23 protein-coding genes and 3 tRNA genes are annotated in these 26,418 nt (G+C 67.9%); 8 read left to right on the forward strand and 18 right to left on the reverse strand.

Annotated features, from left to right (window positions below):
* Positions 1 to 99 precede the first annotated feature (99 nt).
* The 11 genes from FHR04_RS17715 to FHR04_RS17765 all read right to left on the reverse strand — a co-directional run bounded on the left by FHR04_RS17715 (position 100) and on the right by FHR04_RS17765 (position 11,725).
* Complete coding sequence (locus FHR04_RS17715) at positions 100 to 2,736, reverse strand: sensor domain-containing protein (RefSeq protein ID WP_139404557.1); 2,637 nt, start codon at positions 2,734 to 2,736, stop codon at positions 100 to 102.
* A gap of 344 nt (positions 2,737 to 3,080) precedes the next feature.
* Positions 3,081 to 3,830: a spermidine synthase gene (locus tag FHR04_RS17720; protein ID WP_211344214.1), complete on the reverse strand. Its 750-nt coding sequence runs from the start codon at positions 3,828 to 3,830 to the stop codon at positions 3,081 to 3,083.
* 656 nt (positions 3,831 to 4,486) lie between these two features.
* Positions 4,487 to 5,416, reverse strand: coding sequence for a glycoside hydrolase family 43 protein (locus FHR04_RS17725; protein WP_139404558.1), 930 nt, complete (start codon positions 5,414 to 5,416; stop codon positions 4,487 to 4,489).
* Complete coding sequence (locus FHR04_RS17730; RefSeq protein WP_139404559.1) at positions 5,413 to 6,483, reverse strand: glycoside hydrolase family 43 protein; 1,071 nt, start codon at positions 6,481 to 6,483, stop codon at positions 5,413 to 5,415. The genes FHR04_RS17725 and FHR04_RS17730 overlap by 4 nt, the downstream gene beginning before the upstream one ends.
* A gap of 2 nt (positions 6,484 to 6,485) precedes the next feature.
* Positions 6,486 to 7,349: a carbohydrate ABC transporter permease gene (locus tag FHR04_RS17735; protein WP_139404560.1), complete on the reverse strand. Its 864-nt coding sequence runs from the start codon at positions 7,347 to 7,349 to the stop codon at positions 6,486 to 6,488.
* Entirely contained in the window at positions 7,346 to 8,293 is a 948-nt protein-coding gene (locus tag FHR04_RS17740) for a carbohydrate ABC transporter permease (protein ID WP_139404561.1), read from the reverse strand. Before FHR04_RS17740 ends, FHR04_RS17735 begins: the two co-directional genes overlap by 4 nt.
* 123 nt (positions 8,294 to 8,416) lie before the next feature.
* Positions 8,417 to 9,760, reverse strand: coding sequence for an ABC transporter substrate-binding protein (locus tag FHR04_RS17745; RefSeq protein WP_139404583.1), 1,344 nt, complete (start codon positions 9,758 to 9,760; stop codon positions 8,417 to 8,419).
* A gap of 315 nt (positions 9,761 to 10,075) precedes the next feature.
* Positions 10,076 to 10,152 (reverse strand) — tRNA-Arg (locus FHR04_RS17750).
* A 23-nt stretch (positions 10,153 to 10,175) separates the two neighbouring features.
* A tRNA-Ser gene (locus FHR04_RS17755) sits at positions 10,176 to 10,263 on the reverse strand.
* A gap of 25 nt (positions 10,264 to 10,288) precedes the next feature.
* Positions 10,289 to 10,376 (reverse strand) — tRNA-Ser (locus FHR04_RS17760).
* A 74-nt stretch (positions 10,377 to 10,450) separates the two neighbouring features.
* The gene (locus tag FHR04_RS17765) at positions 10,451 to 11,725 is read right to left on the reverse strand and encodes a nitrilase-related carbon-nitrogen hydrolase (protein WP_139404562.1); all 1,275 of its coding nucleotides are present in this window, start codon (positions 11,723 to 11,725) and stop codon (positions 10,451 to 10,453) included.
* 92 nt (positions 11,726 to 11,817) lie between these two features.
* Between FHR04_RS17765 and FHR04_RS17770 the strand changes: the two genes are divergently transcribed.
* The 3 genes from FHR04_RS17770 (at position 11,818) to FHR04_RS17780 (ending at position 14,839) form a co-directional block, all read left to right on the forward strand.
* Positions 11,818 to 13,050: a 2,3-bisphosphoglycerate-independent phosphoglycerate mutase gene (locus FHR04_RS17770; protein WP_139404563.1), complete on the forward strand. Its 1,233-nt coding sequence runs from the start codon at positions 11,818 to 11,820 to the stop codon at positions 13,048 to 13,050.
* A 343-nt stretch (positions 13,051 to 13,393) separates the two neighbouring features.
* Complete coding sequence (locus FHR04_RS17775) at positions 13,394 to 14,248, forward strand: PRC and DUF2382 domain-containing protein (protein WP_139404564.1); 855 nt, start codon at positions 13,394 to 13,396, stop codon at positions 14,246 to 14,248.
* Positions 14,249 to 14,329: 81 nt separating this feature from the next.
* Positions 14,330 to 14,839 carry a YsnF/AvaK domain-containing protein gene (locus FHR04_RS17780; protein ID WP_139404565.1) on the forward strand — a complete coding sequence of 170 codons (510 nt, stop codon included), beginning with the start codon at positions 14,330 to 14,332 and terminating at the stop codon, positions 14,837 to 14,839.
* Positions 14,840 to 14,855: 16 nt separating this feature from the next.
* Here the strand turns inward: FHR04_RS17780 and FHR04_RS17785 are convergent, their stop codons facing one another.
* Complete coding sequence (locus FHR04_RS17785; RefSeq protein WP_139404566.1) at positions 14,856 to 16,277, reverse strand: aminotransferase-like domain-containing protein; 1,422 nt, start codon at positions 16,275 to 16,277, stop codon at positions 14,856 to 14,858.
* Between the two features lie 106 nt (positions 16,278 to 16,383).
* Here FHR04_RS17785 and FHR04_RS17790 point away from each other — a divergent pair, with 106 nt between their 5' ends.
* Complete coding sequence (locus FHR04_RS17790; protein ID WP_139404567.1) at positions 16,384 to 17,616, forward strand: benzoate/H(+) symporter BenE family transporter; 1,233 nt, start codon at positions 16,384 to 16,386, stop codon at positions 17,614 to 17,616.
* A gap of 27 nt (positions 17,617 to 17,643) precedes the next feature.
* Here the strand turns inward: FHR04_RS17790 and FHR04_RS17795 are convergent, their stop codons facing one another.
* Complete coding sequence (locus FHR04_RS17795) at positions 17,644 to 18,423, reverse strand: exodeoxyribonuclease III (protein WP_139404568.1); 780 nt, start codon at positions 18,421 to 18,423, stop codon at positions 17,644 to 17,646.
* A 134-nt stretch (positions 18,424 to 18,557) separates the two neighbouring features.
* Between FHR04_RS17795 and FHR04_RS17800 the strand changes: the two genes are divergently transcribed.
* Entirely contained in the window at positions 18,558 to 18,866 is a 309-nt protein-coding gene (locus FHR04_RS17800) for a hypothetical protein (protein ID WP_039685511.1), read from the forward strand.
* 300 nt (positions 18,867 to 19,166) lie between these two features.
* Here the strand turns inward: FHR04_RS17800 and FHR04_RS17805 are convergent, their stop codons facing one another.
* Together FHR04_RS17805 and FHR04_RS17810 are read right to left on the reverse strand one after the other, a co-directional pair.
* Positions 19,167 to 19,574 carry a hypothetical protein gene (locus FHR04_RS17805; protein ID WP_245616340.1) on the reverse strand — a complete coding sequence of 136 codons (408 nt, stop codon included), beginning with the start codon at positions 19,572 to 19,574 and terminating at the stop codon, positions 19,167 to 19,169.
* 116 nt (positions 19,575 to 19,690) lie between these two features.
* On the reverse strand, positions 19,691 to 20,551 hold the full coding sequence (locus FHR04_RS17810; protein ID WP_139404569.1) for a sulfurtransferase: 861 nt from the start codon (positions 20,549 to 20,551) through the stop codon (positions 19,691 to 19,693).
* A 124-nt stretch (positions 20,552 to 20,675) separates the two neighbouring features.
* Here FHR04_RS17810 and FHR04_RS17815 point away from each other — a divergent pair, with 124 nt between their 5' ends.
* Positions 20,676 to 21,134: a SufE family protein gene (locus FHR04_RS17815; protein WP_139404570.1), complete on the forward strand. Its 459-nt coding sequence runs from the start codon at positions 20,676 to 20,678 to the stop codon at positions 21,132 to 21,134.
* Positions 21,135 to 21,194: 60 nt separating this feature from the next.
* On the opposite strand, the gene FHR04_RS17820 is transcribed toward FHR04_RS17815, so the two are convergent.
* From FHR04_RS17820 to FHR04_RS17830, 3 genes are all read right to left on the reverse strand, one after another.
* Positions 21,195 to 21,740 carry a hypothetical protein gene (locus FHR04_RS17820; RefSeq protein WP_139404571.1) on the reverse strand — a complete coding sequence of 182 codons (546 nt, stop codon included), beginning with the start codon at positions 21,738 to 21,740 and terminating at the stop codon, positions 21,195 to 21,197.
* A 106-nt stretch (positions 21,741 to 21,846) separates the two neighbouring features.
* Positions 21,847 to 22,425 (reverse strand): RdgB/HAM1 family non-canonical purine NTP pyrophosphatase, encoded by a 579-nt coding sequence (rdgB, locus tag FHR04_RS17825; protein ID WP_139404584.1) that lies wholly within the window; start codon positions 22,423 to 22,425, stop codon positions 21,847 to 21,849.
* A gap of 77 nt (positions 22,426 to 22,502) precedes the next feature.
* Positions 22,503 to 23,204 carry a hypothetical protein gene (locus tag FHR04_RS17830; RefSeq protein WP_139404572.1) on the reverse strand — a complete coding sequence of 234 codons (702 nt, stop codon included), beginning with the start codon at positions 23,202 to 23,204 and terminating at the stop codon, positions 22,503 to 22,505.
* A gap of 151 nt (positions 23,205 to 23,355) precedes the next feature.
* On the opposite strand from FHR04_RS17830, the gene FHR04_RS17835 reads away from it, so the two are divergent.
* Complete coding sequence (locus FHR04_RS17835) at positions 23,356 to 24,564, forward strand: hypothetical protein (protein WP_139404573.1); 1,209 nt, start codon at positions 23,356 to 23,358, stop codon at positions 24,562 to 24,564.
* 267 nt (positions 24,565 to 24,831) lie between these two features.
* A complete protein-coding gene (locus tag FHR04_RS17840) occupies positions 24,832 to 26,406 on the forward strand; it encodes a DEAD/DEAH box helicase (protein WP_139404574.1) in 1,575 nt (524 codons plus the stop codon).
* Positions 26,407 to 26,418: the final 12 nt, after the last annotated feature.

Raw genomic sequence — 26,418 nt, forward strand, 5'->3', positions numbered from 1 at the left:
CGCTCCAAGAAGAGGCTCAGGGCAGAAGAGACTCAGGGCAGACGAACCTCTACGAACGGCTGGCGGGGTGGGCCGCGTCGGCCGGTGTGCTGCGGCGAGCTATCTTTCCAGGCGCCGGAGCAATTCGGCCTGGGTCAATCCCGGCGCGATCAGCCAGCCCTGCATGCTGGGGCAGCCCATGTCGCGCAGCAGCGACGCCTGCTGCTCGGTCTCGACCCCCTCGGCCACCACGCCCAGTCCGAACGCGGCGGCCAGCGTCAGCGTCGCCCCGACGATGGCGCAGCTGTCCCGCCCCGCCTTGTCCGGCTGGCCCAGATCCTGAATGAACGACTGGTCGATCTTGAGTTCGTCGACCTGCAGCTGGCGCAGGAACAGCAGGGTGGAGTAGCCGGTGCCGAAATCGTCCACCGAGACGCGGGCGCCCCAGGCCCGCACCTGCTCGAGGGTGGACTGCAGACCCGCCAGATCGCTGACCAGCGCGGTTTCGGTCAGTTCGATGATCAGCCGGTGGGGACCGAGACCGTGACGCCGCGCGGCGGCCTCCAGCGTTGCCTGAAATTGCGGGTGTTGCACCTGCAGCACCGAGACGTTGATGCTGAGGGTCAGGTCCGGATCGGGCCAGCGGGCCGCGTCCCGGCAGGCGCGCTCGAAGACCCAGCGGCCCAGGCGGTCCATCAGCCCCAGGCTCTCGGCCATGGGAATGAACTCCGAGGGGGCGATGTTGCCGATCTCGGGATGGACCCAGCGCAGCAGCGCCTCCACGCCGACGATGCGGCGGTCCGCGACCGACACCTGCGGCTGGTACACCAGCGACAGCTGATCCTCCTCGATGGCCCGGTGCAGCGCGTTTTCCAGCTCGAAACCGAAGATGCTGGGGCGGGTGGTGGGCGCGTATACGCTGGCGGCGCGGCCCGTGCGCTTGGCGACGTACATGGCGCTGTCGGCCTGCTGCAGCAGCGTCTCGAGGTCCGCGGCGGTGGACGGATACACGCTCCAGCCCAGCGCCAGACCGATGTGCACCAGCCGGCCCTCCAGCGTGAAGGGTTCGCCCAGCATCCCGGACAGCGCGGCGCTCACCTCGTCCATCCGTGCGGGCTCGCCGATCACGAACGCAAATTCGTCGCCGCCCAGCCGGGTCAGATGCTGCAAGGGCAGGTGCCCGGCCACCGCCCGCAGGCGCCCGGCGAAGGCCTGCAGCAGCCGGTCACCGATGGCGTGCCCCAGACTGTCGTTGACCGTCTTGAAGCGGTTGAGATCAAGTACGCCCAGGGCCAGGGCGCCGCCGGTCTCGCCGGCCTGGGTCAGGGTCAAGGCGGCCTGCCGCGCGAAACCGCTGCGGTTCAGCAGTCCGGTGAGCGGGTCGTGGTAGGCCAGCCACTGCAATTGCTGACGCTGCTGGTGGTGCTCGATCACCAGCGCGATGTGGCCGGCGCCGCCGCTCAGCACCTCGCTGGCCTGATCGGGCACGGTGAGCGGATCAGGATGCAGCAGGGCCAGCGTGCCCAGCAGGGTCCGCTGCGAGTCGTACAGCGCCAGCCCGGTCGAGGTCTGGAATCCGGCGGCCTGATCGTACGCCCCGAACGGATCGTGCGTGGTCAGCGTCCGTCCCAGACGCTGTGGATCGTGCTGCGCCCAGAAACCGCGCAACTGCTCCGCCGAGCGGCTGCCGATCCAGCGGCACACGCCGTCAGGCAGCCGGTCACCGTACACCTGCAGCGTTTCTCCCTCGGCGAGAATCAGCACGGCGGTCCAGGACGGCAGGACCTGCTGCATGCCGCGCAGCATCTGGTTGATGGCCACCGGCAACGGGGCGTCCCGCAGCGCCGCCAGGGTGGCCGCCATGAAGTTCTGCAAGAAGGCCCGCTCGCGCCGGCGGGTGGTCACGTCGCGCAGCACCACGGTCCAGTGCGTGAGCTGGTCCGGGGTCAGGTACGCCGGCGTAAACGACACCTCGAACCACAGGTCGAGGTCCGGCAGATGCACGTCTTCCATCCGAATGGCAGCGGTGTGGTGGCGCAACTCCTCCAGGACGTTCTCGATGACCTGCCGGTCGCGCGGCCCACTGACCCAGGCCAGCGGATCGGCGTGAAAGGGGTGAATCTGGGCGCCGGGCGGGTCGTCGTCCAGTTGCCGCAGCACCGGGTTAGCGTGGATGATCTGGCGGTAGGTGGGGCCGGGCCGGACGTCCAGAATGGCCAGCGGGTCCGCCGACACCTGAATCAGGCTCTCGAGCAGCTGCAACCGTTCCGATTGCCACGCCGTGAACGTCACGTCGCGCGCGAAGCACAGCATCAGACTGAGGGGGCCATTGGCGTCCTCGAAGATCGGCACGGCCACCCGGTGGGTCAGCTGCGGCGCGTCCAGATGCGGGCGCGTGGACGCTTCCTGCCACTCGACCCGCGCGCGGGTCTGCGCGGCCAGCTGAAAGTGGGCCTCCCGCTCCAGGGCGGTGGCTTCGGGTCTACCCTCGGCGGCCAGCACCTCATGGACGGTGCAGCCGAGGGCCTGCGCCCGCCGCTCGGCATCGGGGCAGGCGTGCGGATTGATGTAGACGTACCGGCCTGCCGGGTCCTGCACGGTCAGGCCCAGCGGCAGTTCCTCCAGGACGCGCTGGTAAAACGACACGGTGTCCAGCAGTTCCTGCACGGGGCGCAGCGTCATCAGCGCCACCGGTTTTCCGCTGGGCAGGGTCAACCGCAGTCCGCAGCCGAAGGTGTCGTACACGTGAAGCCACACTCATTCGACCTGAACCCTACCGGCTGGAGCCGCACGCATGGGTGAAATCACAGACATCGGGGGGTCCGCGCGGCGTGCCGGGAAAGTGGCCGCCACCAGAAAGGCGGCAGTGCGGCGTGGTCTGGGACGGGCTGATCTCCCCGAAAAGACCGGGCGAGGAACAGACGGGCGCAGCCTGGAACGGAGATCCACAGCAGGGACTCTAGCTGAGCGGGTCTCACAGCCGTCTTGCGCTGGGCGGAATGAGGTCACGCCCCGGCTTCGCTGCCGCCGTGGAGCTGGAGGGGTGGCCCCGGCGAACCGTCAGGGGTCACGGCGGCAAATCAGCAGAAGGAGCGGCTCCTTCAGGTCCGGAGCTTTCGCTGCCGCCGGACCCGCGGTGGGGAGGGGGCCAGGGCAGCGGCGGCCCGCTGCGGCCGGTGGGCCAGCCAGATGGTGTGGCGTGCCCCCTTGCCGGGCCGGGCGCGCACCGTCCGCACGTCGACCTCGAAGCCTGCCTGCCGCAGTCGCCGGGTAAAGCGGTCATCCGGGGTGGCGGACCAGACGGCCAGCACGCCGCCGGGCCGCAGGGTCCGCTGCGCGGCGGCCAGTCCGGGCGGCGAGTACAGCCAGCCGTTGCCGTGGTGCGTCATGCCCTCGGGGCCGTTGTCCACGTCCAGCAGCACCGCGTCGTAGGCGGCCTGACCCCGCCGCAGCAGCTCGGCCACGTCGCCCACATGAACGTGGGTGCGGGGGTCATTCAGCGGAAAGCCCGCGCACTCGCCCAGCGGGCCTTGGTTCCACTCGATGACCTCCGGCACCAGTTCGGCCACTGTGACCACGCCGTCTGGCCCCAGCGCCTTCAGGGCGGCGGCCAGCGTAAAGCCCATGCCCAGGCCCCCGACGAGCACGCGCGGCGCCGGGCGACTGGCGATCACCGCGCAGCCCAGTTCGGCCAGCGCGTCTTCGGAGGCGTGCATGCGGCTGTTCATCAACTCGCTGACATAGCCCGAGATCTGAATGGAGAACTCCAGCTGGTCTCCATGGCGGTACAGGCACAGCTCCTGCTGCGTGCCAGGAATGGGGGCGCGGGCCAGCGGCACCCAGGGGATCACGCCGCGTCCAGTGGCGGGCGCGCTATTCGGGGATGGTCAAGAACGATGTCAGCGGTCGGGAGTCGTAGGCGCACGGTCTGACTCTACCGGCCCCCGTCCGTTCTGGCACCTGCTCTCGTTGCATATGGGTGACTTCCAGGCCATGCACAGCATCTGGCGACGGGGTGGTTTTTTCCTCTGCGCTGGCCTTTGCCTGTTGTCGTATACCAAGAGGACACGCAGACCGGTGGGACAGGGTGCCCAGATGGGATTTTTCCATCTGGAAGGCAGCACTAAGGCAGATTGAGGCACCGAGCGGACAGCAAACCAAGCCAGCGGAAGGGCTCTACAGCACACGCCACTGCCCATATGGCGGTCGCCAACCGCTCTCATCTTTGCCCAGACTGCTGTGGCCCTGTCTCTCACCGCGTCTGGGTTTCCGGGCGGCCCACTGCGAGTGACTTCTGGCCTGCCCGTATTCTGCACCTCCTCCGGGACTCGACAGTGCCCGACTGGACGGCGGCCCCCAACCCCCGCAGGCGGCTGCATGGGCTGGCAGCGCCTCCCACCCCAGGCAGCCCCACCGGGGCGAACAGCCCAGGTGAAGCCGACAGGTCAGACCCGAAGGCCGGACAACTCCGTGGACACGGATCTGCAGCGAACTCCAGTGCGAAGCCTCAGGACACTGGAGGCATGGCGCAGGGGCGTCCATTTTTCCAGCGCAGGGGGGCGGCGTGCAGTTGTCGCCGGGTGTGCCCGGCGTCCCAGGCATGAAAGATCAGGACGTCCTGGCCGTTCAGGGTGGTGACGCTGGTGTGGCCGGGGCCGCGCAACGTTCCGGCGCTGTGCAGCACGTTCGCCCCCGGCACGGGTTCGGTCCACGGGCCGAGCGGGTGGTCCGCGACCGCGTGGCCGACGCCGTAGCTCTCGTTGATCCACGCGCCGCCCGAGTACAGCAGGTGAAATAGCCCGTCTCGAAAGAGCACGAAGGGCCCCTCCAGGGTGTGCCAGTCGTACACACCGCCGTACATGGCCCGCCCCGCCTGGTAACGCTGCCAGTCGCCGCTGGCGCGCAGGATGGTCTGCGCGTCGCCCAGCCGGGTCATGTCGTGCAGCGGGGCGACGGCCAGCACAGTGCCGGGGCGTGCACTGCCCAGATTGTCACGCGCGAAGAACAGCCACCACGTTCCGTCCGGGGCCTGAAACGGGTGAGGATCAATGGCGAACGGCTCGTCCGGCGTCAGGTTCAGGCCCCGGTCCACGAATGGCCCCAGCGGGTGCGCTGCCGCTGCCACCCGCAGATGGTGGCCCTGATCACCGTGACCCACCGAGGAGTACAGGTAAAAAGTGTCGTTCGCGCGGGCGACCTCGGGAGCCCAGTAGTCCATCCGCTCCGTGCTCAGAGGCTCCAGCACGCCGCCGTGCGGGGTCCAGTTCACCAGATCCGGCGAGGACAGCGCCTCGAAGGCCCGCCTCCCCAGCTCCCCGTGTTGGCCGGTGCCGTAGGCGTAGTAGGTGCCGTCTACGTTCAGCACGAAGGGATCGGCGAAGTCGCCGGAATACAGCGGGCCGGGCGGCAGCGAGACGGCTGAATCGGGATCGCTCATGGCGTCGGCGCCCGTTGCGGCGTGAGGGTCGGCCCCGCCACCTTAACCCGCCCCCCGGCGAACGTCACCGGATCCAGGCGCAGGCTGCGGTAGCCACCCACGGCGTCGGACGTCAGGGGGGCGGTCCAGGCGTGGTAGGCCAGCCAAGTCTTGCCCGCGCCGTCGGTGACCACGGTCTGGTGGCCCGGCCCGGCCACCTCCCCCTTGCTGACCAGAATGGGGTTTTCCGGGGCCTTCTTGTAGGGGCCGGTCACGCGCGGTGCGGTGGCGTAGCCCACGGCGTACAAGTCGCTGTCGTATGGTCCTGCGGAATACAGCAGGTAGTACACGCCGCCCGCGCGGTACAGGGTGGGGGCCTCGATCACGTTGCCCTCCCAGAGCTGGAAATTCTGGATCAGGGCGCTGGCCTTGCCGGTCAGTTTCAGGCCGTCGGCGCTCAGCGGCTGGAGGTAGAGATTGGTGGGCTGGCTGCAGCAGTTGCCGTCGTTTTTCCACAGCAGGTAGCGCTTGCCGTCGGCGTCCTTGAAGGGACTGGCGTCAATGCTGCCGCCCTCCCCGATCTGGCAGACCAGAGGCTTGCGGCTGGCATCCCTGAATGGCCCCGCCGGGGAGGCCGCCGTCGCCACGCCGATGCACTGGCGGCCGCTGGCCTCGTCCAGCGCGGTGAAGTACAGCGCGAAGCCCCCGCCGATCTGCGTGACCTCGGGGGCCCAGGTGCGCCCCCCGATGGCCCACGGGGGCAACACGGGCATGGCGTCGCCGGTCACCTCCCAGTGCACCAGATCACGGCTGACCGCGTGCGGCACGTTGGCGCCCCCACCGTTGGTGGAATACGCGTGGTACACCTTGCCGACGCGCAGAATGCCCGGATCGGGAAAGTTCTCGTCGAGCACTGGATTGCGGAACGTGGCGGCGCTGGCCGGGGTAGGGGTGGCTGTCGTTGGGCGGGCCGCAGCGGGGCGGGCCGGATTTGAAGTCACCGGGACATGACCGCCACCGGCCTGGGACGCCGAGGACAGCAGCGTGGCCGTCAGGCCCAGACCCAGAAGCACTGGAAAACGCGACATACTCACTCCTTGAGGCCGGTGGTGGACAGGCCCGCTTCCAGAAAGCGCTGCGCCAGCAGGTAGGCGATCAGCGCGGGCACTGCCGCCAGGGTGGTGGCGGCCATCAACTTGCCGTACTCGGTCACGTACCTCTGCGAGAAGGTGGTGATGCCCACCGGCAGCGTCATCTTGTCGACGTCGGTGACGGTGAACAGCGGCCACAGGAAGTTGTTCCACGAGCCCATAAAGGCGAACACCGCCAGCGTCGCCAGCGAGGGAACGCTCAGCGGCAGGATGATCCGCCACAGGATCTGCAGGCTGTTGGCGCCGTCCAGCCGCGCGGCCTCTTCCAGCTCGCGCGGAATGCCCAGGAAGAACTGGCGCAGCAGGAACACGCCGAACACCCCGCTCAGCCCCGGCCAGATCAGCGCGTGGTACGAGTTGATCCAGTCGAAATTGAGCATCATGATGTAGGTGGGAATCAGGGTGACGATGCCGGGAATCATCAGGCTGGACAGGATGAACCAGAACCAGGCATTGCGCCCCGGAAAACGCATGCGCGCCAGCGGGTAGGCGGTCAGCGCGCACAGCCCGACGTGCAGCACGGTAAAGGCCAGCGCCACGTACAGTGAATTGCCGGTCCAGCGCAGGATGTTGCCGTCCGGCGAGGTCAGCACCTCACGGTAGTTGTCGAGGGTGGGCCGCGTGGGAATCCACTGCACCGGCAGCGAGATCGCGTCGGCTTCGGTCTTGAACGAGGTGGAGATCATCCAGTAGACCGGGGCCAGAAAGATCAGTGCCAGCACGCACAGCAGCACGAAGCGCGGCAGATCACGTGGCATCCGGCGGCGGACCCGCCGGGCGGTGGTGGGGGCAGCACCGGTCATCCCTCGCCCCCCTTCACGTCGCGCGCCATCAGGCCGAACTGCGCGGCGGTGAAGATCAGCATGATCAGCCCGAAGACAAAGCCCATGGCGGCGGCGCTGGAATACTGCGCGTTGGTAAAGCCTTCCTCGGTGATGTACTGGATCACGCTCTGCGTCGAGCGGCTCGGTCCGCCGTTCGTGATCAGCAGCGACTGCCCGAACAGTTGAAACGACGCCAGCGCGGTGGTGACGAACACGAACAGCGTCACCGGGGCCAGCAGCGGCAGGGTGATGAAGCGGAAACTCTGCCACGGTGTCGCGCCGTCCAGCGAGGCCGCCTCGTACAGGCTGATGGGCACGTTGCCCAGCGCGGCCAGGTACAGCGTCATGTTGAAGCCCACCGTCCACCACACCGTTCCGATCACGATGGGCACCCAGGCCAGCCCCTCGGTGGACAGCCAGGGAATCGGCGGGGCGCCCAGCAGCACCTCGCGCGCGGCGTTGACCAGCCCGATCTGGTTGTCGAACATCCAGCGCCACAGGATGCCCATCACCGAGACCGTCAGGATGCCGGGCATGAAGAACACCGCCCGGAAAAAGATGCGCCCGAAGATGGGCCGGTGCAGCAGCAGCGCCAGCCCCAGCGCCGCAAACAGCAGCAGCGGCACGCTGACCATGGTGAAGAAGGTGGTGTTCCACAGCGTTTTCCAGAAGAAATCGGCCTGCGGGGTGCCGGGCGTGAACAGGTTGCGGTAGAACTCGGAGCCCACAAAGGCCTTGACCGGGTTGAGCAGGTCCCAGCGGTGCAGGCTGATGTACAGCCCGTAACCGATGGGGTACACCGTGAACAGGAAAAACAGCAGCGCGTGGGGCAGCAGGTACAGGTAGGGTTCCAGCGGAACGCGGCGGCGCGGTGTGGGGGCGCGGGCCGTGCTCGTCCGGGCGGACGCTTGGGTGATGGTCATGAACGGGATACCTCGCGCAGTCACGCTTCAACGTGGACGCCGGTCATCATGGACGCCGGGCGCAGGAAGCCCGGCCGCCCTCGCCCCGACATCAGAGGCAAAGGCACCGGGCCGCCGCCTGTGTTACTGGAAGTTCTTGCGGGCCTGCTCGATCTGTTTGTTGGACTCCTTCACGCCGTCGTTCAGGGCCTGCGCCACCGGCTTCTTGCCCAGGTAGGCGGCCTCCCACGCCTGATCGAACGGCCCCATCACCTGGCCCACCCACGGATAGCCGCTGGTGGCGTACACGCTGTTCAAACGGTCGAAAATGCCGCCAATGGGCGCTTTGGCGAAAGTGGGGTTCTTGGCGACGGCCGCCTGGGTGGGCAGGCTGCCGGTGCTGGTCCAGGTCAGGTTCTGCGCGGGCTGGGTCATCCAGGCCATGAAGTCCAGCGCGGCCTTGCGCTTGTTGGCGTCGTAACCGGAGCGCTGCTTGGGCAGGGTCAGGTGGCTCGATCCCCCCCAGGCCGCGTCCTTGACCGTGCCGCCCACGCGCGGCATGAAGGTCACGCCGAAGTTCATCTTCTGCTGCTCGAAGCGGTCCAGGTACCATTGCCCGCTGGGAAAGAAACACACCTTGCCCTGACTGAAGGCGGCCAGCTCAGCCTCCTCGGTGCTGTTAGGCCGCGCCACATGCTGCTTTTGCACCAGATCGACGAGAAACTGCACGGCGCTGACCGCCTGCGGCGAGTTGAAGGCGGCGTTCTGGTCCTTGTCCACCATCTGACCACCGTTCTGGAGAATGGCGGCGTAGGCCGCACGCGCGCCAACCCAGTTGTTGTACAGGCTGACCCCCCAGGTATCGAGGGCCTTGGGATCGAAGCCCGTCTCGCCCGCCTTCTTGCCGCTCTTGTCCACGGTGCAGGCCAGCGCGGCCTTCAGGAATTCGTCGCGCGTGCGGGGCGGTTTGTTGGGGTCCAGGCCGGCCTTCTTCATCAGGTCCTTGTTGTAGAACATCACGTAGGCAACGCTTGAAATCGGCACGCCGTAGGACTGGCCCTTGTAGTCGGCGGTGGCGAACAGCGGGCCGAAGAAGTTGGTCTTGTCGATGCCGGCCGCCTTCAACTCGGCGGGGGCCAGCGGGGAGACCGCCCCGCGCGCCACAAAGTTGGTGATCTGGTCCTCGTTGATCACCACGACGTCCGGGGCCTTGCCCGAGGCCACCAGCGCCGGAAGCTGCTGCCAGGTGGTGCCCCACGGCTGCGCCTGACCGCGCACCTGCACGTTGGGATGGCTGTCGTTGTATTTCTTGATCAGCCCTTCCATCACCGGCCGGTCCGGTCCGGTAAAACCGTGCAGAAAGGTGAGCTGCACCTTGGGTCCGCTGTAGCCCTGGGCCCCGGCCCCCTGAACGGCGCCGAGGGCGAGCAGGGCCAGCACGGCCGCGCCGTGACCGGAAAAACTTCTGGAACGGGTGGGGTGGATCATCACGGTGAACCTCCTGAGAACAGGGGCGCGGCAGGACCGCAGCGCGCCATGCGGCGGTGGATGCAGGCCATGACCGGACGACAGGCCGTGGCGGCCACGAATTGAGGGTATTCGTCCGCAAGCGTATCTCTATGTGCGGGGACCGTCAATCAGATCAGTGAAGACTCAAGGGAATCTGAGGTGGTCTGGCGTCGTTCGCCCGCCGGGCAATTTTGAGGTGCTGAGTTCTGATAGGTCAGACTCCCAGGACTACTGCACACACGCCGACCGCAAAACTGACCAAAAAAAGAAACCTCGTCCAGGACGAGGTTTCGCTGGTGTACCCGAAGGGATTCGAACCCCTGGCCTTCTGATCCGTAGTCAGACGCTCTATCCAGCTGAGCTACGGGTACACATGTGTAGGGTGGCAGCGCTGTGGCGAAGAGGGAGGGATTCGAACCCTCGGTACCTTGCGGTACACATCCTTAGCAGGGATGCGGTTTCAGCCACTCACCCACCTCTCCTCGACTGTGCTGGGCCGCTGTGACGTGGCGAGGGGTGAGGGATTCGAACCCCCGGTGGGTTCCCCCACTGCAGTTTTCAAGACTGCTGCCTTCAACCACTCGGCCAACCCCCCATTCACGGCGGGTGCGTTTCTAAGGACTGGCCTCAAAAGCGCGAAGGGAAGTATAGGGAGGCCCCCCCAACTTGTCAACGCCTGCGCTTCAGGGCCAGCAAAGCCAGTCCCAGGCCGAGCGCCGCCGCGAGCCACACGCTGGCTGGAGAAGCGCGGCGTGGCGCGGCCTGGTCAGCCAGGATGGTTTCCAGCGCCGCCTCGTGTGGGAGTCGGGGCGGCGGCGACACGGTGCTGGCGGGCAGTGACAGATCCGCGTGCAGCACGTCCACGTGGTAGGCGTTCTCGCGGGGATGGCCGCTGTGGGCCGCGAGTTGACGGCCAATCGTCCGCACCTCTTCCGGCTCGCCGTCCGCCACCCAGGGGGCCAGGGCCAGAAAGCCGGGGCGCGGCTCGGTCATCACGTAGCTGCGTTCCCGCTGGGCATCTTCGGCGCGGCCAGTGATCGCGCTCTGGCCGTCGAAACTGAGGTCCAGCAGGTTGCCTACCACCATCGGGTTGACGGCGTAGCGAATGCTGTGGCCGGAGGTGGTGGCGGTCCAGCTTGATTCCAGCCAAGCCACCGGCTGATCGCGCACGTTGTCCGGGTCCGGCGGCAGGCCCTCCAGGGACGTCCAGGCCGCGCCGTTGGCATCGGGTTGCAGCAGCACGGTGCAGCCCGACGCCTCCAGCCGCTCGATCACGTCGGCGCGGAAGGCGTCCAGGCTGATCGCCACCCCCAGATCGCCCACTGGCGTCGGGAAGACGCGCAACTCCTCCAGGCGTCCGGGGCTCAGGTCCACGCCGCCAGCCTCCTCGTCGGGCGTCAGGTGGACCTTGTCGGTCACGCCGACCAGCGTGCCGTCGGGGGCCAGCAGCACGGTCTGGTTGGTCAGCGTGCTGGCTTCGCGCACCGGCCGGCCGTTCACCACACGGTAGCGGGGCATCGGCGCAGAGCCGCAGCACAGGTACACGCCGTACTCGCGCGCCAGACCGCGGCAGGTGTGCAGGTACAGCCGGGTGTTGGCCTCGCTGTCGGCCAGTTGCAGCGCGCGGATGGGGGAGACCCGCTCGCGCAGCAGCACGGGCAGCACGCGGGGCAGGCGGGCCACCACCAGCGCCAGCGCCACCCGTTCAAAGGTCTTCAGCGGCAGCGCCCAGCCGGCGCCGCGCAGCACCAGCGGCAGCCCGTTCAGCTCGGTCAGAACCACCAGATTGGGCCGGTCAGGCGACAGGTAGGGCCGCGCCGCCTCCAGTTGCCCGCGCATCCAGGCCCGGAAGGCGTCGGCGCTGACAAAGTGTTCGGCGCCCCACTTGGGCTGCACGGCGACGGCGCGGAACACGCGCGGCGGTTGGGGGGCGGGAAGCGACATGGCGCAGGCTAGCGGCTGGCACGCGGTCAGACGTGAATCCTGGCTGTACGGCCCCCCATGTCCGCTGTGGGGCGCGGCGTAGACTGGCCCCCATGAGCGATTTACTTCAGACGATTCGCGGCCTGTCCAAGAAGACCGAGAGCAAGATCGTGATGGTGGTGCTCGACGGCGTGGGTGGCCTGCCGCTGGAGCCCAACGGCGAGACCGAACTGGCCACCGCGAAAACCCCCAATCTGGACGCGCTGGCGGCGACTTCGCAGCTGGGGCAGGTGGAACTGGTGGGCGCGGGCATTACCCCCGGCAGCGGCCCCGGCCACCTGAGCCTGTTCGGCTACGATCCGCTGCATTACGTGGTGGGGCGCGGGGCGCTCTCAGCCGTCGGCATCGGCGTCAAGCTGAACAAGGGCGACGTGGCGGTGCGCGGCAACTTCGCCACGCTGGGCGCGGGCCGCGTGGTGGAAGACCGCCGCGCAGGCCGCCCCAGCGACGAGAAGAACGCCGAGATCGTGGCGCAGCTCAAGGCCGCCATTCCCGAGATCGACGGCGTGCCCGTCGAGATCTACACCGAGTCCGAGCACCGCTTCGTGGTGGTGTTCCGCGCGCAGGGCGGCGAGGTGCTGGGCGCGAACATCGGCGACGTGGACCCGCAGGCCATCGGCGTGCCGCCGCTGCGGGCCGAGGCGCACGACGACGCCAGCGTCAAGACGGCGGGGCTGGTCAACACCTTTGTGGATCGGGCCGAGGCGGCCCTGAAGGACGACGCCCAGGTCAACGGCGTGCTGTTCCGGGGTTACAGCGACGTGCCGCACTTTCCCAGCTTCGACGACGCCTACAAGCTGAATGCCGCGTGCATCGCCTCGTACCCCATGTACAAGGGGCTGGCCAGTCTGGTGGGCATGGACGTGCTGGACGTGCCCGGCGAGGAAGACGCGCTGGAGGGCAAGGTGCAGGTGTTGCGCGAGCACTGGGAGAAGTACGACTTCTTTTTCTTCCACGTCAAGAAGACCGACAGCACCGGCGAGGACGGCAACTTCGCGGCCAAGGTGAAGAAGATCGAGCTGTTCGACGCGCTGCTGCCGGACATCCTGGCGCTGGGGCCGGACGTGCTGTGCATCGTGGGCGACCACAGCACGCCCAGCAAGCTGTCCACCCATTCGTGGCACCCGGTGCCGGTGTTGATTCGCAGCGATCACGGGCGCAAGGACCTGACCGCCCGTTACACCGAGGAAGAGGCCCAGAGGGGAAGCCTGGGCCTGCGCCACGGCACGGACCTGATGCCCCTGCTGATGGCCAATGCCCTGAAGCTCAACAAGTACGGCGCCTGAGCCCTGAATTGACCTGGGCTTGACTTATGGAGGTCCGTTGAAGACCAGATGAGTGGGTATGGAGGGGCAGGCGCGGGGCGGCCAAGTGTATCTGGTCGCCCTTTTCCCTGTTTAGACGAGTGGTCGCCTCGCTGCCGGCAGCCGTGCAGGTGTTAGACCCATGCGAATGCGCTTTGCGTTGGGTAAAGATTCTCCAGCACAGTCTTTAGCTGGTCGCCATTCTTTGCGCCGGCGGCTGCGACAGGATGACCCTCACGAACGAAGCGGAACAGGGCAGACCTTCTGGCCCGTCACGTTCCGACTCTCAGTGTTCGAAACCCGCATTCATTCCAAGGAGACTCACATGGCCCGTTTAATGCCCCTGTCCGATATCACTGCCCAGCACTCCGACGTTCTCGGCAACGACTACTACGATCCCACCGGGCAGACCGCCTACGGGATGAACGGCGACAAGATCGGCACCATTCGCGGCGCGCTGGCCGAACCCGAAACCGGCAAGATCCGCTACCTGATCGTGGATGTGGGCGGCTGGTTCTCCAGCAAGGAAGTGGTCGTGCCCGTGGGGATGTCGCAGTTCCAGGGTGATGAGGTCCACTTCACCAACCTGACCAAGGAACAGGTCGGCGACATGCGCGAGTACCGCATGGGCGAGGAGTACGGCGAAGAGGCCCAGATGTCCGACGAGCGGGTGCTGCGCGCCGCCCACAAGGACTATCAGGTGGACGAGAGCCAGTACGCCGCCAAGGCCGGCTACCGTGACGACGACGCCATGTACCAGACCCCCGAGAAGCTGCGTCTGCTCGAAGAGCGCCTGATGGTCAACAAGGACCGTTTCGTGGCCGGTAGTGTGGAAGTCGGCAAGCGCGTCGAGTCCCACCAGGAAAACGTCAACGTCGACCTCAAGCGCGAAGAAGTCGTGATTGAGCGTCACGCCGTCACCGACGGTCAGCCCGTGGAAGGCGCCGTGCTAGGCGCGGACTCCCAGACCATGCGCGTCGATCTGGAAGCCGAGCGCGCCAACGTCAGCAAGCAAGCCTTCGTGACCGAGGAAGTCACCGTGGGCAAGCGGGAAGTGACCGACTCCCAGACCGTGACCGACACCGTGAGCCGCGAGGTGCTGGAAGTCAACAAGACCGGCGACGTGCGCCTGGACGCCGACGGCAAGCCGATGATGGACGACACCAACCGCAAGCTCTGACAGTGCGGTGACCGAGCAGGGCGACTCTCTCCGGAGGTTGCCCTGCTCTTTTCGCTTTTCAGACGGCAAACAGGAGACGACATGACCGACCGACGCAATGACGACAGAGATGGGCTGAATCCGACGCTGGCCTCCACCCCGCCGACCCAGCATGAAGTGGAAGTGCAGGACATGCAGCTTCAGGGCGTGATCGAACTGCGCGAGGAGCGCCTGATCGTTCACAAGGAGCGGGAGGTGGCCGGCAGCGTGGCCCTGACCCGTGAGGTCCGCCGCGAGACCGTGCAGGTGCCCGTCGAACTGGTAACCGAGGTGCTGGTGGTGGAGCATCTGGGAAGCGGGGCCGAAGGCGGACACGCCATCACCCTGGACGGAACGCCGCTGGCCCCCGGCGAACGGCGCGAACTGGTGGTCTACCGCGAGGAGGCCCAGGTGGAAAAACGCGTGGTGGTCAGCGAGCAGGTGAAGATCAGCAAGCGTCAGGTGGTCGAGACCCGCACCTTCGACGCCACGCTGGCCCGCGAGGAACTGGTGGTGGACCCGCAGGGCGACGTGGAGGTCACCGAACGGCCCCCCGAAGCCCTGGACCGCTGATCGCCCAGTTGATCACTTAGGCCAGTCGGTCCACGCCCTGTCGCAGCGAGAACTCCTCCCACGCCGCTTTCAGGCGCAGGACCGCCTCCGGCAACTGGGCCGGGTCCAGGGTAAAGGGCAGGCGCAGGAAGCTGTCGGGCAGCCCCTCCGCCGGCAGGGCCACGCCCATAGAGGCGCCGGGAAACAGCCGCACGCCGTAGCGGGCCGCGCACAGGGTGAAGGCGCTGGTCTGCCGGGTGGGCAGTTCCACCCACAGAAACTGCCCGCCGCCCGGCACCGTGAACTGCCATTCCGGCAGATGTCGGCGCAGCAGCTCGGCCAGCAGATCGCGGGCCATCGTGACGGCCTCGCGCCGCTCCTGGCGCAGCCGGGGCAGGGCCTGTAGCAGCTGAAGGGCGATGTGCTGCCCCGGTAGGCTGCTGCCGAAGTCCGAGAGGGTGCGGGCCTGCCCCACCGGCCCGCTGTGCGTCGCCGACACGCGCAGCCACCCCACCCGCAGGCCGGCCCAGTACAGCTTGCTCAGCGAGCCCACGTTGAAGATGGGCGCGTCCGGTGCGAAGGTGGCGATGCGCGGGGGTGCGCCGGTCTCGAAGCCCAGGTCGATCAGCGTGTCGTCCTCGATGGTGGGTAGGTCCGACTCGGCCACCGTCGCCGCCACCCGCGCTCGGGCGTCCGGCGGCATGACCGTCCCCGTGGGGTTCTGGAAGGTGGGCGTCAGAAAAGCCAGACGCGGCGAGTGGTGCTGCACCGCCCTGGCAAAAGCAGCTGGTTCCACGCCCTGCGCCGTTACCGGCACGCCCACTGTTTCGGCCCCTGCCGCGCGGAAGGCGTCAATGGCCCCGAAATACGTGGGGGTTTCCAGCAGCGCCCGGTCCCGTGGCCGCAGAAACACCCCGGTCAACAGAGAGATGGCCCCCTGTGCGCCGCTGGTGATCAGCACCGCCTCCGGCGTGGTGGGCAGCCCCTCGCGCGTGTACAGCTCGGCCAGCACGGCGCGCAGGTCGGGCAGGCCGTGCGGGTGGTACAGCGACTCCTGAAAGGCGTCCTGCGCCGCCGCCTGCATCTCGCGGCGCTGGGCGTCGTTCAGCAGCGGCACGGCAATGGTGAAATCGAATTCGTCCCCGCCCAGCGGCAGGGCCGAGGGCGTCCGCAAGGCCAGCACGTTCGCCCCGCGCGGTGCGGTGGCGGCCACCCACGTGCCGCTGCCGCGTTTGCGGATGACCCAGCCTCCATCGGCCAGCGCGTCGTAGGCGGCCACCACCGTGCTGCGGCTGACCCCCAGCAGTTCGGCCAGCGCCCGTTCTGCCGGCAGGGCCTCGGACGGCGGCAGCTGCCCGCTGCGGATGCCGGCGCGCAGCGCCTCGGCCAGCCGGCCGTACAGCGGGCCGCCGCACGCCCGCCAACCCGAGAGCAGCGCAGACCAGCGAGGCGCATCCATGCCGCCAGCATAACAGTCCACTTGCGGTCCCTATCCAGACAAGCAGTCCAATCTTCAGGCCAGTGCCCCTCGACAGGGGGCCAATCGCGGCGCCACAATCGGCGCCATGACCGCGCCTGTGCTGGCCTCTCCCGCGCCCCGCCACTTCTGGCGCGACACCCAGCCCAGCGCCGTGCTGGCCGGACTGATCGCTGTGATCATCGGCTGGGCCGGGCCAAACGTGCTGGTCTACAGCGTGGCGCAGGTCGCGCACCTCAGCGACGCCACCGCCATGTCGTGGCTGTGGGCGCACGCCATCTTCACGGGGCTGGTGGGCATCTTCCTGAGCCTGCGGACTCGGATGCCGATTCTCAGCACGTGGTCCACGCCGGGCATCGCGTTTCTGGTCACGGCGCTGCCCGGCATTCCCTTCCCGGAGGCGGTGGGGGCCTTCATCACCTCCGGCGTGCTGGTCTTTATCCTGGGCACCTTCGGACCGCTGACCCGGGCGCTGGGCGCCATTCCGCCGCATCTGGCCGCCGCGCTGAACGCTGCCATCCTGCTGCCCTTCGGCTTCGGGGCGGCGCAGGCTTTCGGCGTGCAGCCCGCGCTGGTGGGGGCCATGATCGTGGCGTACTTCGTGATCCGGCAGCTCTCGCCGCGCTGGGCGGTGGCCGCCGTGCTGGTGGTGGGCGTGGCCGCCAGCGCCGGCCTGGGGTTGTGGCACCCTGCGCCGATCAGCTTTGCGCTGACCCAGCCGCAGTTCGTGCTGCCGGTCTTCAGCCTGCATGCTACGGTCAATCTGGCGCTGCCGTTGACGCTGCTGGCCTTTACCGGGCAGTTCGTGCCGGGTTTCGGCGTCTTGAAGACCAACGGCTACGAACCCGCGCCGGGGCCGGTGCTGCGCAGCTGCGGCGTCGCCAGCCTGGGCGCGGCCCTGGCCGGCTGTCACAACCTGACGCTGGGCGCGTTGCTGGCGAACATCGTCAGCGGCCCGGAAGCACATCCGGACCCCCAGCGGCGCTACACCGCTGCCATCTGGGCCGGGGGCATCAACATCCTGTTCGGCCTGTTCGCCGGCACCTTCGTGCATCTGATGGGCATTCTGCCCGGCGAAGCGCTGGCTGCCCTGGCCGGCATCGCCCTGCTGGGCGCGATGGGCAGCAGCCTGCAGGGGGCGTTCCAGGGGCAGCCGGGCAGTCTGGCCGCCCCGATGGTCATCCTGGTCACGCTGAGCGGCGTGACCCCGCTGGGCATCGGGGCGGCCTTCTGGGGCATCCTGGCCGGGCTGGCGGTGTACGTCGCCGAGCGGCGGGGCCAGGGCTGGGGCCGGGCGCGGGCGGCGCAGGCCAAGGGGTAATCGGTTCTTGTCTTCACCGCCTGAACGTCAGCGGCTGAGCTGCCCGCTCAGGGGCGCGTGGTCACTCAGCCGCGCCTCGCGGTCCACCCGCACGCCGCCCAGCGCCACGCCCGCCGACAGCAGGTAGTCGATGCGCCAGCCGACGTTGTTGGCGTAGGCCCCGGCACGGTTGCTCCACCACGTGTATTCGGCTGCGTCGCCCAGCGTGGCGCGGTGGGTGTCGGTCAGTCCCGAGGCCAGGTGGGCACCCATCCACTCGCGCTCGTGCGGCAGAAAGCCGCTGTTGCCCCGGTTGGCCCGCCAGTTCTTCAGGTCTATTTCCTGGTGCGCGATGTTGTAGTCGCCGCCGATCACCACCGGTTCGCCCTGCGCGAGCAGCGCGGCGGTCCAGTCCTGAAAGGCGCCCAGAACGCGGTCCTTGAAGCCCTGCCGGGCCTCGCCGCTGCTGCCGCTGGGCAGGTACACGCTGACGTAGCGCACGCCGCCGATGCGGGCGCTCAGGACGCGGCCCTCGGCGTCCATCTCGCCCTGGCCCATGCCCACGCGCACATCTTCCAGCGGCTGCCGCGCCAGGATCGCCACGCCGCTGTACCCCGCCTTCTGCGCCGGGAACCACGCGCTGTGGTAGCCCAGGTGCGCCAGCGCGTCGGGCATGGGGGCGGCCCGCACCTCCTGCAGCAGCAGCACGTCGGGGGCCTCGCGCCCGGCCCACCCGGCCAGTCCTTTTCGCAGGGCGCTGCGGACACCGTTGGCGTTCAGGGTGGTGATTTTCAGGGGGGCAGGGGAGGGTTGGGTGGGGGCGCTCATGGACCGAAGATAGACGCTGAGCCGGGCGCGCTTCCCGGCCACAGGGTTGGAGTGCGCCGGCCGGCCCTGAGTCAAGACACACTTAGTCAACTCGTGGGCACCGGCCGGGTGCTTTCGGCTACGCTGGAGACACTATGGCCGACATCAAATTTCTCAACGAAGCCGACGGTCAGGAATTCCAGATGACCCACCCCAAGGCGGCCCGTGTCCTGGGCGACATCATGACGTGGGCGCAGAGCAACGGGTTCGAGCATGTCGCGTTCTGGCGCGACGCCGACGACGCCCACAAGCTGTGGGTGCAGCTGGGCGATGACCGGCTGAACTACTGGATCCACGACTCCACCTTCACCGAGGGCAAGCACGAGACCGTGGAGATGCAGATGGACTACGCCCGTGGCGCGCAGCGGCGCAGCGCCGCCGGGTTCGCCAAGTTCGACAAGTAGGCGTCGCAGCGCGGCTGAAGGCTGGCCTCTGGACTGGTTTTGAGCCTGCTTTTGCTGACCGCCCCAAAAAAGAGAGAAAGAGAGACTGGAGCGCCACATTCAGTGGCCTCCAGTCTTTCTTGTCGGGCTTTTCGGCCTAGAGCATTGGTCAAAAGTGCTGTTTGCTTTTGACCGAACGGACTGGCACAGCTCGCAGAGAGTGAGTGAGTTTTGCTGAGCACTTGGGACTGATTCAGCTCCGAAGGAGAGAATGGAGGCATCAGAAGTCTTTTTTCTGATGCGGCAATTCGGACGAATGCTCTAACGGGCGCTGCCCTCGCCTGCCGAGAAATCGTCGGGAATGAAATTAAAAATTTCCAGGTCGTCCACCGCGTTGCCCGCCCCCCGCAGCTGCGCGAGTTCGGCGGCGCTGGCACGGGGCTGCGGCTCGTCCTGGCCGTAGCCCAGGGCGTCGGCCATCACGGCGGCGGGCACGGCGGAGAACATCCGGGCGGCCTGCGTGGGGCTGGCGTCCAGCAGCACGTCCGACAGCACCTCGTCGGGCACCTGCTGCGAGATGCGGGCGCGGGCGGCGGCCACGGCGGCGGGGTCCAGCTCCGGACGCTCGGCCGTTTCCTCGTCCAGATGGGCGGTGCCGGGCGGCCGCAGCCCACGTAGACCCTTGCCCCGCCACCACACCGCCGCCAGCAGCAGAACTGCCACAACCACCACGAATATCATGGCCGCACCTTACGGCCCGCGTTCTCACCGCACTCTGCCGGGGGGCGGCATGAATGACGGGAATTGCACAGCGCTGCCCCCAACGGGCGGCCCGCTGCGGCAGGCTACGCCTCGCTGTAGGTCTTTTCGATGGGCATGCCCACGGCGTTGCCCCATTCGGTCCAGCTGCCGTCGTAGTTGCGCACCTTGGGATACCCCAGCAGCTCGCGCAACACGAACCAGCTGTGGCTGCTGCGCTCGGCGATGCGGCAGTACGCGATCACGTCCTTGTCGGGGGTGACGCCCTCGCCCGCGTACAGTTCCTTCAGTTCGTCGGCGCTTTTAAAGGTGCCGTCCTCGTTGGTGGCCCGCGCCCAGGGAATGCTGCGGGCGCCGGGAATGTGGCCGCCGCGCAGCACGCCCTCCTGCGGGTAGTTCGCCATGTGCGTGACCTTGCCCGAGAACTCGTCGGGGCCGCGCACGTCCACCAGCGCGCCCTGGCCGGCCTGCACGCTGTCCAGGTGCGCCCGAACCTCGTCGCGGTAGGCCCGCAGCGACTCGTCGCGGGTCAACTGGGGGTACGTGGTGGCCTCGTGGCTGGGCGTCTCGGTGCTGACCTCGCGGCCCTCGGCCATCCACTTCTGGCGGCCGCCGTTCATCAGCTTGAGATTCCCCACGCCGCTGTACGACAGGAACCAGTACGCGTAGGCCGCCCACCAGTTGCTCTTGTCACCGTACAGAATGATCTGATCGTCGGGCCGGATGCCCAGGCGACCCAGCAGCGCCGCGACCTCGTCGGGGCCGATGAAGTCGCGCTCGACGGGATGCCAGAAGTCGGTCTGCCAGTCCACCTTGACCGCGCCGGGAATGTGGCCGGTGTCGTACAGCAGGATGTCCTCGTCCACCTCGATCAGGCGCACGCCGGGGGTGTTCAGGTTCTGGGCCACCCAGTCGGTGTCCACCAGCACGTCTTTTGCATATTCCATATGAACCTCCACAGTTCTGATCCACCGTTCTCGGGCCGAGTTTAACCTTCCAGAGTAGTTGACCAAACCTGTCAACTGGACAGCCCTCACCATAGCGGGCCGGGGCGCGGCGGTACAGTGACGCATGACCTCTGATTCCTCCGCCCAACCCGCGCTGCCTGACAAACTCCAGGGCATCGTGAGCATGTTCAAGAGTGCGCCCAAATCGCTGCGCCTGCAGGCCCTGCTGGAGTACAGCCGTAAACTGCCGCCGTTGCCCGAGAAGTATGTGGAACATCCAGAATTTATGCAGCCGGTGCCCGAATGCACCAGCCCGTTTTTTCTGGTGACCGAGCAGGACGCCGGCAGCGTGCGGCTGCACTTCAAGGTGCCCGAGGAGGCCCCCACCGTGCGCGGCTACGCGGGCATCCTGCACGAGGCGCTGGACGGCGAGTCGCCCGAGACGATCCTGAGCGTCCCCGACACCTTCTATATGGACATGGGCCTGTCCGAACTGATCACGCCGATGCGCCTGCGCGGCATGGGCGCGATCCTGATGCGGCTGAAGAACGTGGTGCGCGAGGGCAAGAACGCGAAAAGCTAGTGCGCCCCCGCCGTCCCACCCTCTCAATCAGACAACAGATGTTGGCGGGAGAGATGTTCCTTACTGTCCGTCCGGCAGCACCTTATCCAGCGCCAGTGCCATCAGGCCCAGGCCCAGCCCGTAGGCCAGGTGCGCGCCCAGACGATTGATGTGGCCCCTGGGGGTGGAACCGGCGGGGCCGTCCTGCAGGCCCATCAGCGGCACCAGCCCCTCGTCCATCAGGGCCCACAGGCCGACGCCGAAAGCGGCGGCCTTCAGCGGCTCACGCGGTCCGGCCAGCGCGCCGTACAGCCCGCCGTTCAGGACGCCCATCCCCCAGTGAACCCCCTCGCTGAGCGCGGTGCGGGTGCCCTCCTTTTTGGGGGTGTGGCCCTCGGCGGCCTCGTAGGCCAGACGGCCCAGCGCGGCGGTGCTGCTCTCGCCGGGCGCATGCAGCTGCCCCAGCGGGGCGATGCTGTGCCGATCCGGGGTGGGCTTGTGGTCGCCGCTGCTCTCGCCCTCGTCGTCCTGCAGCAGCGGGGCCACCCGCGTCCAGTACTGGCCCATCGCCAGCGTGCCCACGGCCCCACCGACCAGCCCAATCACGATATTTCGGAACAGTGCCATGCTCCATCGTAAGAAGAATTGCTGTTCAGAACGGCAAAGGTAAAGGATCGATGGCGGTCTGCCCTGCGGGCGGGTCTGGCCCCCTGCCGCTCCTGTGCGAAGCGTTTCAGGGGGCTGCAGGCCGCTGGTGCGCCGCCTTCAGGGCCTCCAGCGCCTTACCCCGGTGGCTGATCGCCTGTTTCTCGGCCACGCTCATCTCGGCCAGGGTCCGGGTGTCGCCGTCGGGCACGAAGAGGGGATCGTAGCCGAAGCCGCCCGTGCCGCGGGGGCCTTCCAGCAGGGTGCCGTGCAATTCCCCCCGGTAGGTTTCCACCTGACCGTTGGGATGCGCCAGAATCACCACCGAGACGAATTTAGCGCGGCGGTTCGCGTGGCCGCGCAGCTTTTCCAGCAGGTGGATGTTGCGCTCCAGGTCACTGTCGCGTCCCCCGAACCGGGCGCTGTACACGCCGGGTTCACCGTTCAGCGCCTCCACCTCGATGCCGCTGTCGTCGGCGATGGCCGCCGTGCGGGTCATCAGGGCCACGGTGCAGGCCTTCAGGGCGGCGTTTTCCTCGTAGGTTGCCCCCGTTTCCTCGGGCAGGGGCAGACCCTCCAGGGGGCGCAGGTTCCAGCCCAGTCCGGCCAGCGCCTCCCCGATCTCGCGCACCTTTCCGGCGTTTCCAGTCGCCACGATTACCTGCATCTGCCCAGAGTTGCTCACGCCCAGAGTGTAGGGGGAAAAACACGGCGGGGGATGGGAAAATCCGTTCTTCGCACCCCTCACCCCCCGCGGGCCGGTCCCAGCGGCAGCTCGGCCCGCACCCGCCAGTGCGTCTCGTCTGCCCTGTGCTCGAACAGGGTCAGGGCCGTGTAGGTCTGACGGAGAAACGGCGCGACGCGCGCTTCCAGTGCCCGGCTCAGGGCCTGCGGCTCGGCTCCCCGGTAGGGCTGTACCAGGGTGAAATGCGGCTGCCAGGTGTCCAGCCCCCGCGGCGTGTGCAGCAGCGTCATGCGGGCGCGCTCGTGCGGCTGACCCCACAGTCCCCGCGCCACCTGGCCGGTGAACGGCGAGTCGGTCACGAAGCGCGACAGGCGCGCGAGCAGTAGGGTGTGGGCCACCAGCAGGGCGGGGGAGGGATCCAGGCGCAACACCCAGGTCTCGCCGCTGTCCCAGACCTCGATTCTTCCGTTCGTCAGGGACAGGTCCGCGTCCGGCGACAGGCACGCGGCGCAGGCCCGCGCCTCAGCCTCGATGTCAGGCCACCACCCCGGATCGGTCCCGAAACCTTCCACCACGGTCAGGTGAAACCCGAACGGCCCGGCGTCGGTCTGCCATTCCGGGCGCAGGAAGGCGGGTCGTGGCACCTCCCGCTGCGCGCGCACATCAAAGCCCAAGAGCTCGGTCCCCATGCGGTACAGCGCCGTATCGGCAGGCGGGCACAGGTAGACGGCGAAGCGCGTGCTGGCGTCGGGGTCTGACATAGGGAATTGTGGCAGATGGCCGCGTGGCGCTGGCCGCCTGAGCTGCGCTGCGCCGTTGCCTCATCCCCCGCCGGGCTGGAGAGAATGGGCCTGCGCCCTAATGAAGATCGGGTCCTCTTGAGGCGGCCCAACTCGTCTATAGTGGACCCTCATGCCCCTCGGTCCCCGCATGCTGTCGTTTCTTTTGCCCAGCGTTCTGCTCGCCGCTTCCACGGGCGAGGCCCAGACCATTCGCTACGACAAGCCCATCGTGATCCGCAAGGGCGGCACCTACCGGGGCAATTGGCAGAGCCTGGACCCCAAGGTTCCGGCGGTGACCGTGGCCACCAGTCAGCGGGTGATCATCGAGAAGTCCAACATCCAGAGCAAGGGCACGCTGATCTACACCGCATTTACCAACGCCAACCTCACGATCCGCAACACCAGGGGCGTGGCCCTGAATCCGGACCGGCCCCTCAAGGAGCACCGTTATCCGGGCCGCTTTCTGGCGGCCGAGGAATTCAAGAACATTGTGGTGGAAAACAATGAGCTGATCGGAACCTCGGGGATCTACCTGCGAGACTACAGGGGAACAGCGAAACTGGGGGAGACGGTCAAGATTCTGCGCAACAAGGCGCGCAACATTGATGGGCGCTACAGCGTGGGCGTGGGCCGGTATTCGGACAAGGAATACCGGCTGGTGCAGTTCGTGCAGTTCAACGCCGTCCGGAAGATCAGCGGCGCAGAGATCGCGTGGAACGAGGTGATCAACGAACCTGGCAAGAGCCGTCCCGAGGAAAACATCAACATGTACCTGTCCAGCGGCGTGCCCAGCAGCCGGATCAAGATTCATGACAATTACATTCAGGGGGCCTACGCGGTCAACCCACGGGTCAACACATACGCCGGCGGCGGCATCAATGCTGCGGACGGCAGCGCCAAGACCGTGGCCCAGGCGGCAGGCCATATCCTGGTCTACAGAAACCAGATCGTCTCGACGTCGAACAACGGCATCGCCGTGTCTGCGGGGCACGACATTGAGGTCTACCACAACCGCGTGATCTCCAGTGGGTATCTGCCCAGCGGCGCGCCCATTCCGGCCCAGAACGTCGGCCTGTACGTGTGGGACGCGCGCGGCGACAAGGCCAGAAACACCTTTTTCAACATCTCGGTGCATGACAATCTGGTGGGCTGGAGCAAACCGCTGAGTGGCCGCGAGGCGCAGAACCCCACCTGGTTTCCCGACTGTGAGCCGGGCAAGTGCTATGGCAATCGGGTCGTGCCCGGACGCGTCACCCTGACCATGGAGCGTGAGGAGTACACCCGCTGGCAGAACAAACTGAAGTCGGCAGGGATCAAGGTGGGGCTGCTGTCTAAATAGCGCCTGTGCGCGGCCAGATTTCCGGGAACCCGATACGCCTGGGCGCTGCCGTGGTGAGCTGGACCCGTGTTGTCCTCACGCGGATGCGGCATAGTGGGGGCGAACGCAGGTGTCTGTTGCCTGCTGGTGCCTTTTGCCGGAGGTGCCTGGACTGCACGTTCGCTGAGATCTCCGCAGTCTGACACGGCCCTCCCGCCCTATCCTCTGACGCTTCTTCCTCCGCCGACTTCCGGCGCGTCCCGCCGTGGACGCCTCCATAGGACCCCCATGACCCGAACCCGTACCCCAGACCGTCCCCAGAACGAACAGCGCCCCCAGGCCGAGCCGCAGGACCGCGCTCAGCGTGCGGCGGCCCCTCGCGGCGAAACCCCTTCCCCCGGTCAGGTTGCGCCTGTGGCCGACTGGCACGCCATGCTGGGCGGCCGCACGCCCACCCCGGTGCAGGCCGGGGCCATCCCCGCACTCCTGAGTGGGCGCGACGTGATCACCACCGCCCGCACCGGCAGCGGCAAGACATTGGCCTTTCTGATTCCGGCCGCCGCGCGCGGCATCGGCATGAAGGAGGTGCGCGGCATCCGCCCCGAGGTGCTGGTGGTCACGCCCACCCGCGAGCTGGCCGTGCAGATCCGCGACGTGGCCCGCGAACTGGGCATGACCGCCGGGCGCATCACCGGGGGCATCACGCCGGGGCAGACCCGCAGCGAGGCGACGGGCAAGGGCCTGATCTCCGGCACGCCGGGCCGCCTCAAGGACCTGATCAGCCGCCGCGAACTGAACCTCGCTGGCCTGCGCTACGTGGTGCTGGACGAGGCCGACGAACTGCTGTCGCTGGGCTTCCTGAAGGACGTGGGCGACATCCTGCGCTCCGCGCAGACCCAGAGTCAGGCCCAGAACGGACAAAAACTGCAGATCGCGATGGCCTCGGCCACCTTTCCCGGCGAAATCCGCACGGTGGCCCAGCAGTTCATGGTCAACCCCGAGCGCATCGACATCGCGCCCGCCGCCCGCGCCGAGCAGGGCAACCCCGACGACATCCTGGGCGGGGCGACCGGGGCCACGCACCTGCTGGTGCACACCACGCGCGACGACGTGATGGACGTGGCCGCCGAGCAGATTCGTGAGGCGCTGCGGGCGCCGGGCGGCTGTGTGGTGGTCTTTTCGCGCACCAAGTCGCTGGTCAAACGCCGCGCCGAACGGCTGGAGGGCATGCTGCCGGGCGAGATCGTCAGCCCACTGCAGGGCAACATGGACCAGAAAAAGCGCGAGCGCACCATGGCCCTGCTGCGCGAGGGCAAATCCCGCGTACTGGTCGCCACCGACATCGCCGGACGCGGTATCGACCTGCCCGAGGTGCGCCTCGTGATTCACATGGACGTGGCGCAGACCGCCGAGGACCACGTCCACCGTTCGGGCCGCACCGCCCGCGCCGGCCGTCCTGGCGTGAACCTGGTGCTGCTGATTCCCGAACAGCGTGGGCTGTGGCAGACGGTGCGCCGGGGGCTGCCGCCCGCGCTGCACCCGCCGCTGACCCCCCAAGAGGGACAGGTCGACCGCGCCATTCAGGAGAAACAGGGCCGCGGCTCCGGCAACGGCCTGATGCCCGGCGAGAGCGGCGGCGGACGTGGCCGGGGCCAGGGCGGCGGTCAGGGTCGAGGCGGACAGGGCGGCGGCCAGTCGCGTGGTCAGGCCCAGGGACGTGGACAGACGGAGCATTCCGACCGGGGCGGGCGCGGCGCGCAGGCCTCGGGGCAGCGCCGCTTTGAATCCGGCGGTGCTGGCACAGGTGCGGGGCGCGTGGGGCCGCAGCCTGCGCGGGGGCGGGGTGGACGCGGGCGCGGCTAACCGCCGAGCCAA

Source organism: Deinococcus radiopugnans ATCC 19172 (genome assembly GCF_006335125.1).
GTDB lineage: Bacteria > Deinococcota > Deinococci > Deinococcales > Deinococcaceae > Deinococcus > Deinococcus radiopugnans.

What these genes read in the sequence shown, in the direction of transcription:
- FHR04_RS17725 (WP_139404558.1), bottom strand. Translation starts at nt 5,416, where the DNA reads ATGAGCGATCCCGATTCAGCCGTCTCGCTGCCGCCCGGCCCGCTGTAT.
- FHR04_RS17730 (WP_139404559.1), bottom strand. Translation starts at nt 6,483, where the DNA reads ATGTCGCGTTTTCCAGTGCTTCTGGGTCTGGGCCTGACGGCCACGCTG.
- FHR04_RS17735 (WP_139404560.1), bottom strand. Translation starts at nt 7,349, where the DNA reads ATGACCGGTGCTGCCCCCACCACCGCCCGGCGGGTCCGCCGCCGGATG.
- FHR04_RS17740 (WP_139404561.1), bottom strand. Translation starts at nt 8,293, where the DNA reads ATGACCATCACCCAAGCGTCCGCCCGGACGAGCACGGCCCGCGCCCCC.
- FHR04_RS17745 (WP_139404583.1), bottom strand. Translation starts at nt 9,760, where the DNA reads ATGATCCACCCCACCCGTTCCAGAAGTTTTTCCGGTCACGGCGCGGCC.
- FHR04_RS17765 (WP_139404562.1), bottom strand. Translation starts at nt 11,725, where the DNA reads ATGTCGCTTCCCGCCCCCCAACCGCCGCGCGTGTTCCGCGCCGTCGCC.
- FHR04_RS17770 (WP_139404563.1), top strand. Translation starts at nt 11,818, where the DNA reads ATGAGCGATTTACTTCAGACGATTCGCGGCCTGTCCAAGAAGACCGAG.
- FHR04_RS17775 (WP_139404564.1), top strand. Translation starts at nt 13,394, where the DNA reads ATGGCCCGTTTAATGCCCCTGTCCGATATCACTGCCCAGCACTCCGAC.
- FHR04_RS17780 (WP_139404565.1), top strand. Translation starts at nt 14,330, where the DNA reads ATGACCGACCGACGCAATGACGACAGAGATGGGCTGAATCCGACGCTG.
- FHR04_RS17785 (WP_139404566.1), bottom strand. Translation starts at nt 16,277, where the DNA reads ATGGATGCGCCTCGCTGGTCTGCGCTGCTCTCGGGTTGGCGGGCGTGC.
- FHR04_RS17790 (WP_139404567.1), top strand. Translation starts at nt 16,384, where the DNA reads ATGACCGCGCCTGTGCTGGCCTCTCCCGCGCCCCGCCACTTCTGGCGC.
- FHR04_RS17795 (WP_139404568.1), bottom strand. Translation starts at nt 18,423, where the DNA reads ATGAGCGCCCCCACCCAACCCTCCCCTGCCCCCCTGAAAATCACCACC.
- FHR04_RS17800 (WP_039685511.1), top strand. Translation starts at nt 18,558, where the DNA reads ATGGCCGACATCAAATTTCTCAACGAAGCCGACGGTCAGGAATTCCAG.
- FHR04_RS17810 (WP_139404569.1), bottom strand. Translation starts at nt 20,551, where the DNA reads ATGGAATATGCAAAAGACGTGCTGGTGGACACCGACTGGGTGGCCCAG.
- FHR04_RS17815 (WP_139404570.1), top strand. Translation starts at nt 20,676, where the DNA reads ATGACCTCTGATTCCTCCGCCCAACCCGCGCTGCCTGACAAACTCCAG.
- FHR04_RS17820 (WP_139404571.1), bottom strand. Translation starts at nt 21,740, where the DNA reads ATGGCACTGTTCCGAAATATCGTGATTGGGCTGGTCGGTGGGGCCGTG.
- rdgB (WP_139404584.1), bottom strand. Translation starts at nt 22,425, where the DNA reads ATGCAGGTAATCGTGGCGACTGGAAACGCCGGAAAGGTGCGCGAGATC.
- FHR04_RS17830 (WP_139404572.1), bottom strand. Translation starts at nt 23,204, where the DNA reads ATGTCAGACCCCGACGCCAGCACGCGCTTCGCCGTCTACCTGTGCCCG.
- FHR04_RS17835 (WP_139404573.1), top strand. Translation starts at nt 23,356, where the DNA reads ATGCCCCTCGGTCCCCGCATGCTGTCGTTTCTTTTGCCCAGCGTTCTG.
- FHR04_RS17840 (WP_139404574.1), top strand. Translation starts at nt 24,832, where the DNA reads ATGACCCGAACCCGTACCCCAGACCGTCCCCAGAACGAACAGCGCCCC.